Origin of the sequence: Mesorhizobium loti (assembly GCF_003148495.1) — a bacterium.
In the GTDB taxonomy this organism is placed as follows: domain Bacteria; phylum Pseudomonadota; class Alphaproteobacteria; order Rhizobiales; family Rhizobiaceae; genus Mesorhizobium; species Mesorhizobium loti.
This window is the reverse complement of sequence record NZ_QGGH01000002.1, coordinates 279,479-292,985: the sequence shown is the minus strand read 5'-3', so window position 1 is coordinate 292,985 and position 13,507 is coordinate 279,479. Positions and strand designations below refer to the sequence as shown.

The following is a 13,507-nucleotide window of genomic DNA, read 5'->3' as shown; positions in this document are numbered from 1 at the left end:
CGAAGAGCAGCGCGCTTGCGCAATGTCTATACCTGTCCCCGAACAGGGTGCGCATCCGCATCGCCGCCATTGCGAAATTCGGACGCGGCAATGCCGTAGCGCTTGAGCTTGTCGTAAAATGTCTTGCGCGGCACGCCGAGCGCGTCGATGGCGCCGCGCACATCGCCGCCATGGTCACGCAGCGCTTCGCGGATGAGTTGCGCCTCGTAGTGGCCGACCCGTTCGGGCAGTGTGGCCTCTGGCTCCGGCAAGTGTGCGGGAACCGCCTTCGTCTCATCCTCCGGTCCGAGACCGAGCGCGACGCGGTCGGCGAAATGGGCGAGCTCACGCACATTGCCCGGCCAGGCGTGCGACTGGAGATGATCGCTGACCGCGGCGTTTACCTTAGCGACAGGCCGGCCGAACCGTTCCGCCGCCTTGCCGAGGAAATGCCCGAACAGCATCGGGATGTCGCCGCGCCGTTCGCGCAGTGGCGGGATGCGCAGCGTCACCACGTTGAGGCGAAAATAGAGATCCTCGCGAAAATCGCCGCGCTCGTCCTCCCGGCCGAGATCGACCTTGGTCGCCGCGACGACCCTGAGATCGATCCGCCGGATCTCGTTCGAGCCAAGCGGGGTGAGGCTGCGCGTTTCCAGCACCCGCAGCAACTTGACCTGCAGCGCCGGCGGCATGGATTCGATCTCGTCGAGAAACAGCGTACCGCCGCTGGAATGCTCGATGCTGCCGATCCGGCGCCGCTGCGCGCCGGTGAACGCGCCCGCCTCGTGGCCGAACAACTCGCTTTCTATGACAGTCTCCGGCAGCGCGCCGCAATTCAGCGCGACGAAGGGTTTTGCCCGCCGCCGGCCCCATCTGTGCAGCAGATCCGCCACCACTTCCTTGCCGGTTCCGGTTTCTCCCTCGACCAGCACATCGACATCCATGTCGGCGATCTGGCGCAAGGTCTCGCGCAGCCGCCGGATGGCCGGCGCCTCGCCGATCAGCGGCAGGCCGTCGGCGGCCAGTGCCGCGGCTTCGCGCAGGCGGCGGTTCTCCATCACCAGACGCCGTTTCTCCGATGCCCGTTTCAGCGCCTCGACGAGGCGATCGCCGGCATAGGGTTTCGGGATGAAATCGTAGACGCCGTCCTTGAGGGCGGCCACGGCGAGATCGACATCGCCATGCCCGGTGACCAGGATCACCGGTATGTCGGGGTCGATCGCCTTGATGCGGTCGAACAGCTGCAGCCCGTTCATGCCCGGCATGCGGATGTCGCTGACCACCACGCCTTCGAAATTCCGGTCGACGACGGCAAGTGCTGCCTCGGCGGCGTCGAGCGCGGCCACGCTGAAGCCGGCAAGCTCGAGCAATTGCGTGGTGGCGTGAAGCAGGTCCGCGTCGTCTTCGACGAGCGCGACCAGCCCTGATCCCTGCGTCATTCTATTCGCCTCAAATCGATGGTGAAGGAGGCGCCGGTACCATTGCCGGGATCGAGGCGCAGCGTGCCGCCCAGCTCCTGGGCGATCTCCTGCGAGATCACCAGCCCGAGGCCAAGCCCCTTCTCCTTGGTGGTCTGGAACGGCATGAACAGATTGCCGGCCGCCTCCGGACCAAGACCAGGACCATTGTCGCGTACCGAAATCAGCGCCCTGTTGTCGCGCTCGGCAAGTTCGATCTCGATGCGGGGATCGGGCTGGTCCTTCATCGCGTCCAGCGCATTCTGCAGCAAATTGACCAGGATCTGCTCCAGCCGGATGCGGCTCGCCATGACCACCGGTGACGCGGTGCCGCGCGGCTTGACTATAGTCACGCCGGAATCGCGGATACGCCCCGACAGCAGTGACAGTGCACCGTCGATCGCCTCGCGCACCGGCAGCGGCGAGGCGGCGACACCCGGCCGGCGGGCGAAGGTGCGCAAGGTGCTGGTGATCGCGCCGATGCGTTCGGTCATCGAAACGATCGACGTCAGATTGCCGCTGGCCGCTCCGGTCTTGCCGCCGTCGAGAAAGCGGCCGGCATTCTCGGCATAGGTGCGGATCGCGGCGACCGGCTGGTTGATCTCATGCGCCACGCCGGCCGCGATCTGGCCGAGGATGGACAGCCGGTTGGCCTGGGCGAGGTCGTCACGCAGCCGGCGGACCTTGGCCTCGGCATTCTCACGCTCGGCGATTTCGCCTGCAAGTGCGGTGTTGGAGCGCGTCAGCTCGGCCGTTCGCGTGCTCACGCGGCTCTCCAGCTCGGCATTCATGCGCGCCAGCGCCTCCTGCCGCAACCGGCGTGCGCGGCGGCGCCGGGTGAGCACATAGGCAAGCAAGCCCGTCAGCAGCAGCCCGAGCAGCGTGGTCAGGCGCGCCGTGTTGGCGGCAGACGAGAGGGCAGCGTCGGCAGGCGTCAGCAGCCAGAGACGCCAGCCGGGAACCGCACCGGGCAGATCCTGCACCACCTCGACGAACTGGCGCGGTTTTCCGTCGCTGTCGATTGTCGCCAGGCCGTCCCCGGCGCCGCGCCGTATCGGCAGGGGTTCGAAACCGGCATCGGCCAGCTGAAGCTGGTCATGGGCGGCGGCGGCGTCTTCGGCGGAGAGCGGCGCCAGCGCGTGAAACCGCCATTCGGGCTGGCTGGTGGCAAGCACGACGCCGTGTTCGTCGGTGACGAAAACAAGGAACCCGCTGGAGCGCCAATTGGCTTCGACGCCGTCGAGCTCGACCTTCAACACCGCGACGCCAAGCGGCTTGCCGTTATCGTCGACGCGGCTCGAAAGGTAGAGTCCCGGCCGTCCGCTGATCGTGCCGAGCCCGTACTGGCTGGCGCCGCCGTCAGTCATCGCTTCCCTGAAATAGTGACGAAAATTATAGTCGATGCCGACAAAGCTGGTCGGCTCGCCGGCATTGCTGGCTGATATGGCGATGCCCGCCGTGTCGATGACATAGATGGCGGACGCCGAAGCATCGCCGGCAATCGCCTTGAGTTTGTCGTTGAGGGCTTTTTCTTCCATCTTTCCGGCCCGGCGCAGGGCGCCGCGCACCGCATCGTCGCGGGCAAGGACCAATGGAACCAGGCGCTGCTTTTCGATTTCGCCGGTCAGGGTTCCCGCCGCCAGCGGCAGAGCGGCAAGTGCTGTGTCGCGCAGATTGTCGGCCGCCTGGCCGGAGGCGATGCGCCCGGCGATGGCGATCGCGCCGGCCAGAAGGGCAAGGGCGACGACCACGACAAGCCAGCGGCCATTGCGCAGCCGGGCCACCGCCTCGCGCAGCAACTCATGGCCGGCAAATCCTTGGGATTCGCTATCGGTGCCTGCCTGCGGCGTCTGCCCTCTCCCTTTTTGCTCGCGGCCTTATGGCCAGTGTAATGCGAAAATCCGCCCAGGCAAACGCTGCCTGTGCGGAAATCCGCACAGGCATTGCCCGCATGGTCTTGAACAAAGGCCGAAATGCCAGGATTCCGGCCTTTCCCCGATCTGGCACGACGCTTGCAAAAGTCCTGGCTAGCGGCGTGCGACCGGAGCGCCGCGATGGGAGAAGTCACGCAGGGCGGTGCATTCCGCCCCATCCGGCAGGGAGAGTTCGATGCACATCGCAGACCAATCAGGCGCGTCTTCCGCGCAGCGCAAGCCTTTCTATGCCCAACTCTACGTGCAGGTGCTCGTCGCGATCACCGTCGGCATCCTGCTCGGCCATTTCTATCCGTCCGTCGGCGAAAGCATGAAGCCGCTCGGCGACGCCTTCATCAAGCTGGTCAAGATGATCATCGCCCCGGTCATCTTCCTGACCGTGACGACGGGCATTGCCGGCATGAGCGACCTGCAGAAGGTCGGGCGTGTCGCCGGTAAGGCGATGCTCTATTTCCTTACCTTCTCGACGCTGGCGCTGATCATCGGCCTGGTCGTGGCCAATGTCGTACAGCCGGGCGCCGGCTTCAACATCGACCCGGCGACACTCGACGCCTCGACCGTCAACACCTACGCCGCCAAGGCGCACGACCAGTCGGTCACCGGCTTCCTGATGAACATCATCCCGACGACCATCGTCGGCGCCTTCGCCGACGGCGACATCCTGCAGGTGCTGTTCTTCTCGGTGCTGTTCGGCATCGCGCTGGCGCTGGTCGGCGACAAGGGCACGCCCGTCCTCAACTTCCTGCAGGCACTGACGACGCCGATCTTCAAGCTGGTCAGCGTGCTGATGAAAGCCGCCCCCATCGGTGCCTTCGGCGCCATGGCATTCACCATCGGCAAATACGGCATCGGCGCGGTGATCAATCTCGCCATGCTGGTCGGCACCTTCTACGTGACGTCGTTTCTGTTCGTGTTCGTCGTGCTGGGTGCTGTCTGCCGCTACAACGGCTTCTCCATCCTGTCCTTGATCCGCTACATCAAGGAGGAGCTGCTGCTGGTGCTGGGCACCTCCTCGTCTGAAGCCGCCCTGCCCTCGCTGATGGAAAAGATGGAGAAGGCCGGCGCCAAGCGCTCGGTGGTCGGGCTGGTCATCCCGACCGGCTATTCCTTCAACCTCGACGGCACCAACATCTACATGACGCTGGCGGCGCTGTTCATCGCGCAGGCAACCAACATCCACCTGTCGATCGGCGACCAGATCCTGCTGCTGCTGGTTGCCATGCTCTCGTCCAAGGGAGCCGCCGGCATCACCGGGGCCGGGTTCATCACCCTTGCCGCCACGCTGTCGGTGGTTCCGGCGGTTCCCGTTGCCGGCATGGCGCTGATCCTCGGCGTCGACCGCTTCATGTCGGAATGCCGGGCGCTGACCAACTTCGTCGGCAATGCCGTCGCCACGCTGGTGGTGGCGCGTTGGGAAGGTGAACTCGACGAAGCCAAGCTGGCGAGAGCGCTGGCGGGCACGGCGGATGACAGCCTGCCGGCGGATATCGTACCCGCCGAGTAATCCGCGCGGTCAATGCGTAAAAGGCCGGAGGCGTGCTGCCTCCGGCCTTTGTCATGCAGGTCGCAACGTCAGACGGCGCCGGTCTTGGTCAGCGGCGTGTCCGGATATGTGCTTGGACCGACAGGCCTGCGGGCTACCAAAGTGCCCACATCATCGAACAGGACGAGGCTGGCGGCGCCGACCAGCCCGGCATGGCGGCCGAGCTGGGCCTGCACCACCGGCACGTCGCGATAGGCGCGCATGGCGCGTTGCCGGATGGTCGCCTCGATGACCGGATGCATCAGGTCGAGGCCATTGGCGATGCCGCCGCCGACAACCAGCACGTCGGGCGAATAGAGATGCAGGAGATTGGTGAAGCCGACGCCCAGCCAGCGCGCCTCCTCCTCGAGCAAGGCCAAAGCAAGAGCGTCCTGCAGCCGTGCCGCCTCGACGACATGGCGGCCGGTCACCTCCGCATCCGCCGACAGCCGCCGCAAGGCCGAGCCGTCGCCTACAACCGTCGCGGCGTTGGCGCGGCGGCCGAGCGCGGTGCCCGAGGCGATGGCCTCGAAGCAGCCGACGACGCCGCAGACGCAACGCTCGCCTTCATTGGTGATGGTCATATGGCCGATCTCGGCGGCAAGGCCGCGGCGGCCGTGCAGGATGCGCCCGTCGACAACGACGCCACCACCGATGCCGGTGGAAACCGTGACGAAGACCAGCGAGCGAGCGCCATGGCCGGCGCCGAAGCGCCATTCGCCGAGCGCCGCCGCATTGGCATCGTTCTCCAGCCGCACCGGCAGGCCGAGCCGCCGCTCGAGGATGTCGGCAAGCGGCACGTCCAGCCAGCCGGCGAGTGTCGGCGGACCGACGGCGATGCCGGCTAGCGGATCGAGCGGCCCCGGCGCACCAACGCCGACGCCGACGATCGAAAGTGCCGGTGCCTCGGCATGGACGGTCGCCGCGAGCGCCTCGATCTGGCCGATCACCACATCGGGGCCGGCCTGCGCCTGCGTCGGCACCGCAGCGAATGCCAGGATCTTGCCGTCGCGGTCGACCAGGGCGGCACGAAGCTCCGTCCCACCAAGATCGATCGCAAGGGCGGCTTCTGTTGTCATGCCGCGACCTTCAAGCCATGCAGCCAGCCGATGCGGCCGGCGAGATCCTTGTCGCCGAAGGCGAGCGAACCGAGAACCACCGTCTCGGCACCGGCGGCACGTAGCAACGGCACGGTCTCGTGGCGGATGCCGCCGTCCGCCGCCAGAACCACCTGCGCCTCGCGACCGGCCTTTCTCAAGATGGCGCGGGCAGCGCCCAGCCTGTCGCAGGCCTTATCCGATAGGCTCTGGCCCTTGACGCCGATTGCGGTTCCCAGAAGCGTGACGAAAGCGACCTCGGAAACGAAAGGCGTCACCGTCTCGACCGGGGTCTCCAGCCTGAGCACGACGCCCGCCTCGGCGCCGAGTTCGCGTGCCAGTCGCACGGCGCGCAACCCCGCTTCGCCATTCTCGGCATGGACGCTGATCATGTCGGCGCCGGACTCGATGAACTGGCGCGTCTGCGCCTCGACGATTGCGGCATCGACCATCAGGTGGACATGGATGGGCTTGGCCGTCAGCCCGGCAATGCGGGCGACGAGGTCGGGGAAGAACAGGAAGGACGGGGCGAAGTGACCGTCCGCCACATCGATGTGGTGAAGATCGACATAGGGCTCGATACGCCTGAGGTCGCTCTCGAAATTGGCGAGATTGGCCGACCACAGCGAGAATTCGGCGATCATGCGATCGCGTGGCAATGCGGCGATGGCGGCCGGGCCGGAGAGAGGTTTCGAGATCATGATTGGTCCTGGTTGTTAAAACGATCTTCGAGGAAGCTGCCGATGGCGGCGCGGATTTCGGCGAAATGGCGCTCCTTGTCGGTGGCCTTCGGCGTCACCTCCGCAAAGGCAGCGTTTGGGATGGCGTCGGCGAGGCTGCGCGCGGTCGCCAGCGGATGTACGAGATCGATGCCGGTGCCGATGACGAGCGTGGGCGTTTTGAAGCCAGCGGCTTCGGCCCGTGTCACGCCAGGCCCATCGTTTGCGATCGATTGCATCACCTCGGCGAAAACGGCGGCGTTGTCGCGCGCGAAGAAGCCGAGCAGGGAAGCAAGGTTGTCCGGCGCCTCGGTGCGAAAGCGTGCGGCAGTCGCGGAAGCGGCGAAGATATCCCGCCCTTCATCCAGTTGACGGCTGCGGATAAGCTCCGCCACTTCCGCGTAGGGGAGCATGTTTTGCGGCGCCGCATCGAAAGCCCAGGCAGGGCGAACAAGCACCAAACCCAGGATGCGGTCCGGGTGCCGGGCGGCAAGCCGCAAGGCGATGGCCGCGCCCATCGAAATACCGCCGGCGACGAAACGATCGATCCCGGCCGCATCCGCGGCGGCCAGCACATCGTCGGCAAACATGGCGATCGAAAAGGGCCGTGTCGTGCCCGCGCCGGAGCCGCCCTGCGCGCGGCATTCGACGGTCAGCCGGCGGTATGAAGGGCCGTCGGGAAAGTTTTGCGCCACTTGGATGGCATCACCGCCAAGTCCATGCTGGAAGATGATGGGAAGCCTGCCCTGCCCCGTGTCGAAGACACGAAGTGCTGCATCGTCGCGAAGCATGGTCGCCGGCCCGGCGCTCATCAGAGGAGCCCCCGCAAGAAGGCGGCGACGCCGGGGGCTTCGTCGGCGGACAGTCCGTGGGTGACAATCGATCCCTCGAAGCCGGCTGCCTTCAGCCGCGCGACGAAATCGGGAAAATTGACGATGCCTTGCCCTGATGTGGCGAACCGACCGTCGCCAAAGCGGTCCTTGGCGTGCGCCATAGCGATATGGCCGGCAGCCTCGTCGATCGCCGCGACAACGATGGCGCGCGCTTCGTCCGGCGTCGCGTGCTCGAACAGGTTTGCCGGATCAAGCACGATCTTCAGATGCTTCGATCCCATCTCCGCGATCAGCCTGGTCGCGTCCTTGGCCGAGGTGACGATGTTGGCCTGCTCAGGCTCGATGCCGAGATCGACGCCGGCGGCTTCGGCCAGTGCCAGCGCCTTCTCCATCTCGGCGGCCATGTCGAACCAGGCGGCAGGCGTGGCATTGTCGGGGTGATACGCCCATTGATCGGCGGCGTTGCGCGAGCCGGTGCAGAGCGTGACCAGCGGGATGTCCAGGGCAGCAGCGGCCTCGATGACCACGGCCAGGCGCCTGAGACCATCGTCGCGGACGGCCTTGTCGGGATGCGCCATGTTGTAGGTGCCCGACAGTGCCGCAAGGGAAACACCGCTCGATTGCGCGGCGGCACGGATGGAAGCAACAGCTTCCGCCGGCACCGCATCCGGCATCGACGGCAGGCCGGCACACGCGAGATTGAACTGCGTCGTCTCATAGCCCGCTTGCCGAACGGCCGCGAGCACCGCGGCCGGCTCGGCGCCGGAAAAAGTCTTGGCGAAAATGCCGAGACGCATCACACCGCTCCCGAAACCGAGGCGAGTTCGACCCGCTCACCGGTCTCCACCGAACGCGCAATGGCGACCATGGCGCGGATCGAGGCGATGCCGTCCTCGACATTGGCGCCGCGCATCGGCGTGCCTTCCAGCACCGTTTGGGCAAGACCTTCCAGCTGGCGGCGGAAGAAATGGCCGTCGGCGCCGAGCGGCTTGTGGGCGGTGGCGGTCTTCTCGTGAAAGATCTCGACCTCGCTGGCGCGGAAGTACCAGGGGTTGAAGGTCCTGGCGATGACGGAACCGTTCTCGCCATAGAGCTGAAAGCCTTCGTGCCAGTCCATGCGAACGGCGACGGTCAGGTCGAGATGGCCGAGCGCGCCGCTGGCGAACTCGGTCTCGACGAACCAGCAATAGGCGCCGAATTTCTCATTGAGCCGGGCGCGCACGGCGACGATATCACCGCACAGGAAACGCGCCGTGTCGACGAGATGCGAGCCGTGCGCCAGCATGAAATACTGCCTGAGATCGGCCTTCGGATTTCCCGCCGGCTTCCTCGCCAGCTTGCTGGTGACGGGCAGCGGCTGCACGGCATCGGTGTTGGTGTAGCGGTGGGTGGAATCGCAATACCAGGCCTTCAGCGCCAGCACCTCACCGATCTCGTCGTGGACGAAGTCGCGCGCCGCCTCCAGCGCCGGATCGAAGCGTTTCATGTGGCCGACCTGCAGCACCTTGCCCGAGCGCCTGACCGCCTGCGCCAGCGCCTCGCCTTCCTCGACCGAGGTGCCGATCGGCTTTTCACACAGAACATGCTTGCCGGCATCGAGCGCCTTGATCGACATCGGCACGTGATAGGCGTCCGAGGTGGCGACGATCACGGCTTCCAATTCGGGATCGGCGAGCATCGCATCATAGTCGGCATAGATCTTCTGCGGCTCGTAGGTGGCGCCCATGCGGGCGAGCAGGTCGGGTGCCGCGTCGCAGATGGCGTAGAGGTCGGCATTGCCGGCCTTGACGCAGGATTCCAGATGCGCGAACTGCGCGATGGGGCCGCAGCCGAGCACGCCAACCCTGAGGCGTCTGTCCTGTTTCTTGATCATCGTCTCGTTCTTCAGGCGCTGTAGGAGCGCATCGTCTGGCGGTTGGTCTTCACCGCGCCGGCGGGATCGGCGGCGGCCGTCTCGGATTCCTCCTCCAGCACCAGCCAGCCGTTGAAGCGTGGCGCGGTGCCTGCAATCTCGATGACCGCAGGCGTGTCGCAGACGCCCTTGCCGAGCATGGCCCAGGTGCCGTTGGCATCGACGTCCTTCAAGTGGATGTAGCGGATGCGGTCGCGGTGGGTGCGCAGCGTGTCGGCCATGTCCTTGTGGCCGCGCAGGATATGGCCGGTATCCGGCACCCAGCCGACCAGATCGGGGTCGAGCAAGGCAAAGATCGTGTCGTAGTCGGTGCGGTCGAACAGCAGCGTGTTGTGGTGCGAGCTTGGATGCACGGCAACATCGACGCCGGCCTTGCGTCCGAGTTCGCCGGCTTTGTTGTAGACCTCGGCCGCGATCGCGAACTTGTCGTCGCGCGGACCATCGGAGACCACCGTCGCAGAGCCCATCGACACCAGCGCGCCTGGGAAGGCAGCGGCGAAGTCGATCCAGCGTTTGGCGGTATCGAGGTCGGTGCCGATCTTCTCCTTCAGCGTAAAACCACTGTTCGAGCCGAAGGCGAAGGAGACCAGCATCAAACCGGACGCCTTCAGCGCGGCGGCGAATTCCGCTGGCTTGCCGGCATAGTGGCCGATCATGGTGTCGGTGATCTCGATGCCGGCATAGCCGCCATCGGCGATCGCCTTCAACAGATCGTCGGGGCCGCCAGTCCAGGCCTTGCCAAGCATTTCCCAGGTGAAGGTCTGGCAGCCGACTTTGAGGTCTTTCACGTTCATACTTTCATTCCTTGATTCCGCTTATTGCTTGATGCCACTCTGCGTCGCCGTGGGAAGGACATCCTACTTGACCGAGCCTGCGGTCATGCCGGCGAGGAAGTACCTCTGGGCAACGAGGTAGATGAGCAAGAGCGGTAGCGAGCCGAGCACGCTCATCGCCATCATCTGGTTCCATTCGAAGGCGTGCTGCCCCATCAACAGCTGGATGCCGATCGGGACGGTGCGCATGGACGTTGACTTCGTCAGCGTCAGCGCAAAGAGAAATTCGTTCCAGCACAACAGGAAGGTGTAGACCGACGTCGCCACGATACCAGGCAGTGAAATCGGGACGATCACCCGCCAAAGCGCTGTCCAACTGGTGCCGCCATCGACAGCCACGGCTTCATCGAGATCGCGGGGCAAGGTGTTCAGATATCCCGTCATCAGCAGGATCGCGTACGGCAGTGTAAACACCAGGTAAGTCAGGATCAGTGCGACGTAGGTATCGAAGATACCGTATGAGACGACAAGCCCGAAGAAGGGGATCAAAAGTGTGATCGGCGGAATCGTCTGCGTGCTGATGATGATTGTGTTCAGGCTGCCCTTGCCGCGGAAGTTGAAGCGGCTGAACCCGTAGGCCGCCAGCAAGGCGATCAGCACCGTCAGCACGGTCACCGATCCCGCCACGAAATAGCTATTGAAGAAGAAACGCAGCTTTACCGGGTCGCCAAGGATGGCTGCATACGCTTCCAGCGTGAAGGCCTTTGGCAGGATGGTTGGTGGCAGGGCAAAGATTTCGGTGTTCGACTTGAACGAGCTGCTGAGCATCCAGTAGATCGGGAAGGCTGCGAAGAACAGTCCAGCCGCAAGAGCAACATGCAGCGCGACAGTGATCAGCTTGTCTTTGCCAGAGTTTCGTTTCCTCATGGTGACTACCGAGCCTTCTGATAACGGATGTAGAACAGCGTCAGGCCGAGAGAGATCAGCAGGATGACCACGGCGCTCGCCGACGCCTGTGACAGGTTGTAGCTCGAAAACGCCAGCTTGTACGTGTAGGTGCTGAGGACCTCGGTCGAGTAGATCGGGCCACCGCCCGTCGTTATCCAGATTAACGGGAAGACCTGCATGGTCCAGATGAAGTCGAGCAGCGAGATGCTGATGATGATCGGCATCAGCTGCGGGATGGTGATGAAGATCAGCTTCTGGTAGGCTTTCGCCCCGTCGATATCGGCGGCCTCGTAGAAATCCTTGGGAATGCCCTGCAAACCCGCGAGCAGGCTGACCATGAAGAGCGGATAGCCCGCCCAGATATTGGCAAAGGTGACGGCGTGCAGCGCGGTCTGAGGCGAGGAAAACCATTCGACCTTGGAACCGATGATGCCGATTTGCATGAGAATGCTATTCACGACACCGTTCGGCTCAAGCAGGAGGCGCCAGATCACGGCGATAATCACCGCGGTGAACAGCCAGGGCAGTATGTAGAGCACGCGCAGAATATTGCGCAGCGTCGGATTAATGCGGTCGCTGTTCAGCATGAGCGCGAAGGCCATGCCGATGGTCATGTGGAAAATGACACTCATGCATGTGAAGTAGAGCGTGTGCCACAGCGAAGCCCAGAACACGGGGTCGTCGAAGATCGCCTGGTAGTGTTTCAGTCCGGCAAAGGATGGGTCACGACGCAGCACCGCACTGTTCTGGAACGAGTAGGCAATCACCGTCACCATCGGCAGCAGCATCAGCAGCCCGATGATGAGCAGCGAAGGCGACAGATAGAGGTAGGGTGCGACCGCTCGCTTCAGCTTGTGGTGGGAGCGTTTTTGCCGGGTCATGTGCCAACCTTGGGATACGCCTTCAAGAGAAGGTAAGCTTCAAAAACAGGTTCATCTCAAATTGCCGATCCGTTGTTGCCGAGTGGCCTGCCCGAAGTCAGGCCACCCGGTCGAAGATAGCAAACGGGAACAGGCCGATCAGAATTTCGCCATCCAGCCCTTCTGAGCGGCGGCGGCGGCTTGTTCGGGAGACTGCTCGCCGGCGAGCATCTTCTGGGCTTGCACGTCGAACTGGGTCATCAGGTCTTCAGCCACCGGTAGGCCCGTGAACTCATTGGCGAGATAACCGGTCTTGAAGATTTCAAAAGCCTTGCCGAAAGCCTTGTCCGAGGTCACGAAGTCGGGCTTGGCGTTGACGTTGCCCGGGAAGGCGTTTGCAAGCGACACGAGCTTGGCGTTCACCTTTTCACTCATCAGATATTGGACGAGTTTCCAGGCCTCTTCCTGATGTTTCGAGGCAGCAGAGATGCCTATGCCCCAGGAGGCATAGGGAAGGCCGCGCTTGCCGGTATAGTTTTCCACGACAGGGACCGGGATGAGGTCGAAGTTCAGCTTGGGATTGCGCTTGCGGATGAGGTTCACATGCGCGAGCGAGTCGATCATCATCCCGACGCGGTCGTTGACGAACTCCTCGACCTTTTCCTGCTCGGTCTTGGTGGCGATGCCGGGCGAGATGGTGCCGGCGTCGTTGAGTGATTTGACGAAGGTGAGCATATCCACCACCGGTTTGCCCTCAAGGTCTGGCTTGCCGTTCGCCATCATCGACTGACCCGAAGCCCAAACCCACGACATCATGTCGTTCTGGACGCCGGATGGCGTTTGCAGCGACAGGGGCAGCACCCAGCCATACTGGTTCTTGTCGGCCTTCGTCATCTTCTTGGCGGCTTCCAGAAACTCCGCACGGGTCGACGGCAGCTTGGTCACGCCTGCCTGGGCGGCGAGGTCCAAATTCACGAAGACCGGATAGACGAAGGAAGCCACGGGAAACATCACCGCCTTGCCGTCCACCTTGATGATGTCCGCGACCTGGCTCTTGTCGAAACCGCTCGCATCCATCATCGGATTCATGTCGGCGAGTGCGTTCTGCGCATTCAGATTGTTCACCCAGGCACCGTCGAGACCGACGACGTCGCTGAGCGTTCCGGTTGCAGCACCAACCGAGATCTGGTCTCGCGTGGTCGCGTAGGGGCCGCTGACCAGCGTCACCTTGACTCCGGGGTTTGCGGCCTCGAAGTCATCCATGATCGCCCTGAGCGAGCCAGCCGGCAATTCGGGCTCCCACCATTGGGTGAATTCCAGCGTCGTGTCCGCCATGGCGCCGGTTGCGCCAAGCAACCATGCGGCCGCGGCTATTTTCAGCATCGCGGGTTTAATACGAAACATCATTTTCTCCTCCTTCTTTGGGATCGACCGCACAATGCGGACGATCGTCTGGTTATTCAGAAGTCTTCT

At 64.0% G+C, this 13,507-nt stretch carries 12 protein-coding genes; 1 reads left to right on the top strand and 11 read right to left on the bottom strand.

Annotated elements, in window-relative coordinates:
* Window positions 1–26: 26 nt before the first annotated feature.
* Together C8D77_RS09915 and C8D77_RS09910 are read right to left on the bottom strand one after the other, a co-directional pair.
* Window positions 27–1,418 carry a sigma-54-dependent transcriptional regulator gene (locus C8D77_RS09915; RefSeq protein ID WP_109661889.1) on the bottom strand — a complete coding sequence of 464 codons (1,392 nt, stop codon included), beginning with the start codon at window positions 1,416–1,418 and terminating at the stop codon, window positions 27–29.
* Window positions 1,415–3,235, bottom strand: coding sequence for a sensor histidine kinase (locus tag C8D77_RS09910; RefSeq protein WP_109661887.1), 1,821 nt, complete (start codon window positions 3,233–3,235; stop codon window positions 1,415–1,417). The genes C8D77_RS09915 and C8D77_RS09910 overlap by 4 nt, the downstream gene beginning before the upstream one ends.
* A 310-nt stretch (window positions 3,236–3,545) precedes the next feature.
* Here C8D77_RS09910 and C8D77_RS09905 point away from each other — a divergent pair, with 310 nt between their 5' ends.
* Complete coding sequence (locus C8D77_RS09905; protein ID WP_109661885.1) at window positions 3,546–4,874, top strand: dicarboxylate/amino acid:cation symporter; 1,329 nt, start codon at window positions 3,546–3,548, stop codon at window positions 4,872–4,874.
* Between the two features lie 68 nt (window positions 4,875–4,942).
* Here C8D77_RS09905 and C8D77_RS09900 read toward each other — a convergent pair whose 3' ends face one another.
* The 9 genes from C8D77_RS09900 to C8D77_RS09860 all read right to left on the bottom strand — a co-directional run bounded on the left by C8D77_RS09900 (window position 4,943) and on the right by C8D77_RS09860 (window position 13,441).
* Window positions 4,943–5,971 (bottom strand): ROK family protein, encoded by a 1,029-nt coding sequence (locus C8D77_RS09900; RefSeq protein ID WP_109661883.1) that lies wholly within the window; start codon window positions 5,969–5,971, stop codon window positions 4,943–4,945.
* Entirely contained in the window at window positions 5,968–6,690 is a 723-nt protein-coding gene (locus C8D77_RS09895) for a ribulose-phosphate 3-epimerase (RefSeq protein ID WP_109661881.1), read from the bottom strand. The genes C8D77_RS09900 and C8D77_RS09895 overlap by 4 nt, the downstream gene beginning before the upstream one ends.
* Window positions 6,687–7,520, bottom strand: coding sequence for an alpha/beta fold hydrolase (locus C8D77_RS09890; protein ID WP_109661879.1), 834 nt, complete (start codon window positions 7,518–7,520; stop codon window positions 6,687–6,689). Before C8D77_RS09890 ends, C8D77_RS09895 begins: the two co-directional genes overlap by 4 nt.
* The gene (locus C8D77_RS09885; RefSeq protein WP_109661877.1) at window positions 7,520–8,338 is read right to left on the bottom strand and encodes a sugar phosphate isomerase/epimerase family protein; all 819 of its coding nucleotides are present in this window, start codon (window positions 8,336–8,338) and stop codon (window positions 7,520–7,522) included. Before C8D77_RS09885 ends, C8D77_RS09890 begins: the two co-directional genes overlap by 1 nt.
* On the bottom strand, window positions 8,338–9,414 hold the full coding sequence (locus C8D77_RS09880) for a Gfo/Idh/MocA family protein (RefSeq protein ID WP_109661875.1): 1,077 nt from the start codon (window positions 9,412–9,414) through the stop codon (window positions 8,338–8,340). Before C8D77_RS09880 ends, C8D77_RS09885 begins: the two co-directional genes overlap by 1 nt.
* A gap of 11 nt (window positions 9,415–9,425) precedes the next feature.
* Window positions 9,426–10,247, bottom strand: a complete 822-nt coding sequence (locus tag C8D77_RS09875) for a sugar phosphate isomerase/epimerase family protein (RefSeq protein ID WP_109661873.1) — start codon at window positions 10,245–10,247, stop codon at window positions 9,426–9,428.
* Between the two features lie 63 nt (window positions 10,248–10,310).
* Entirely contained in the window at window positions 10,311–11,153 is an 843-nt protein-coding gene (locus C8D77_RS09870) for a carbohydrate ABC transporter permease (protein WP_109661871.1), read from the bottom strand.
* 5 nt (window positions 11,154–11,158) lie between these two features.
* Window positions 11,159–12,055 carry a carbohydrate ABC transporter permease gene (locus C8D77_RS09865; RefSeq protein WP_109661869.1) on the bottom strand — a complete coding sequence of 299 codons (897 nt, stop codon included), beginning with the start codon at window positions 12,053–12,055 and terminating at the stop codon, window positions 11,159–11,161.
* Window positions 12,056–12,193: 138 nt separating this feature from the next.
* Window positions 12,194–13,441, bottom strand: coding sequence for an ABC transporter substrate-binding protein (locus C8D77_RS09860; protein ID WP_109661866.1), 1,248 nt, complete (start codon window positions 13,439–13,441; stop codon window positions 12,194–12,196).
* Between the last annotated feature and the right edge of the window lie 66 nt (window positions 13,442–13,507).

Excerpts from the sequence above, each read along its gene's own strand:
- C8D77_RS09890 (WP_109661879.1), bottom strand. The coding sequence starts at position 7,520 with ATGAGCGCCGGGCCGGCGACCATGCTTCGCGACGATGCAGCACTTCGT.
- C8D77_RS09860 (WP_109661866.1), bottom strand. The coding sequence starts at position 13,441 with ATGATGTTTCGTATTAAACCCGCGATGCTGAAAATAGCCGCGGCCGCA.
- C8D77_RS09870 (WP_109661871.1), bottom strand. The coding sequence starts at position 11,153 with ATGAGGAAACGAAACTCTGGCAAAGACAAGCTGATCACTGTCGCGCTG.
- C8D77_RS09865 (WP_109661869.1), bottom strand. The coding sequence starts at position 12,055 with ATGACCCGGCAAAAACGCTCCCACCACAAGCTGAAGCGAGCGGTCGCA.
- C8D77_RS09880 (WP_109661875.1), bottom strand. The coding sequence starts at position 9,414 with ATGATCAAGAAACAGGACAGACGCCTCAGGGTTGGCGTGCTCGGCTGC.
- C8D77_RS09895 (WP_109661881.1), bottom strand. The coding sequence starts at position 6,690 with ATGATCTCGAAACCTCTCTCCGGCCCGGCCGCCATCGCCGCATTGCCA.
- C8D77_RS09905 (WP_109661885.1), top strand. The coding sequence starts at position 3,546 with ATGCACATCGCAGACCAATCAGGCGCGTCTTCCGCGCAGCGCAAGCCT.
- C8D77_RS09885 (WP_109661877.1), bottom strand. The coding sequence starts at position 8,338 with ATGCGTCTCGGCATTTTCGCCAAGACTTTTTCCGGCGCCGAGCCGGCC.
- C8D77_RS09875 (WP_109661873.1), bottom strand. The coding sequence starts at position 10,247 with ATGAACGTGAAAGACCTCAAAGTCGGCTGCCAGACCTTCACCTGGGAA.
- C8D77_RS09915 (WP_109661889.1), bottom strand. The coding sequence starts at position 1,418 with ATGACGCAGGGATCAGGGCTGGTCGCGCTCGTCGAAGACGACGCGGAC.
- C8D77_RS09900 (WP_109661883.1), bottom strand. The coding sequence starts at position 5,971 with ATGACAACAGAAGCCGCCCTTGCGATCGATCTTGGTGGGACGGAGCTT.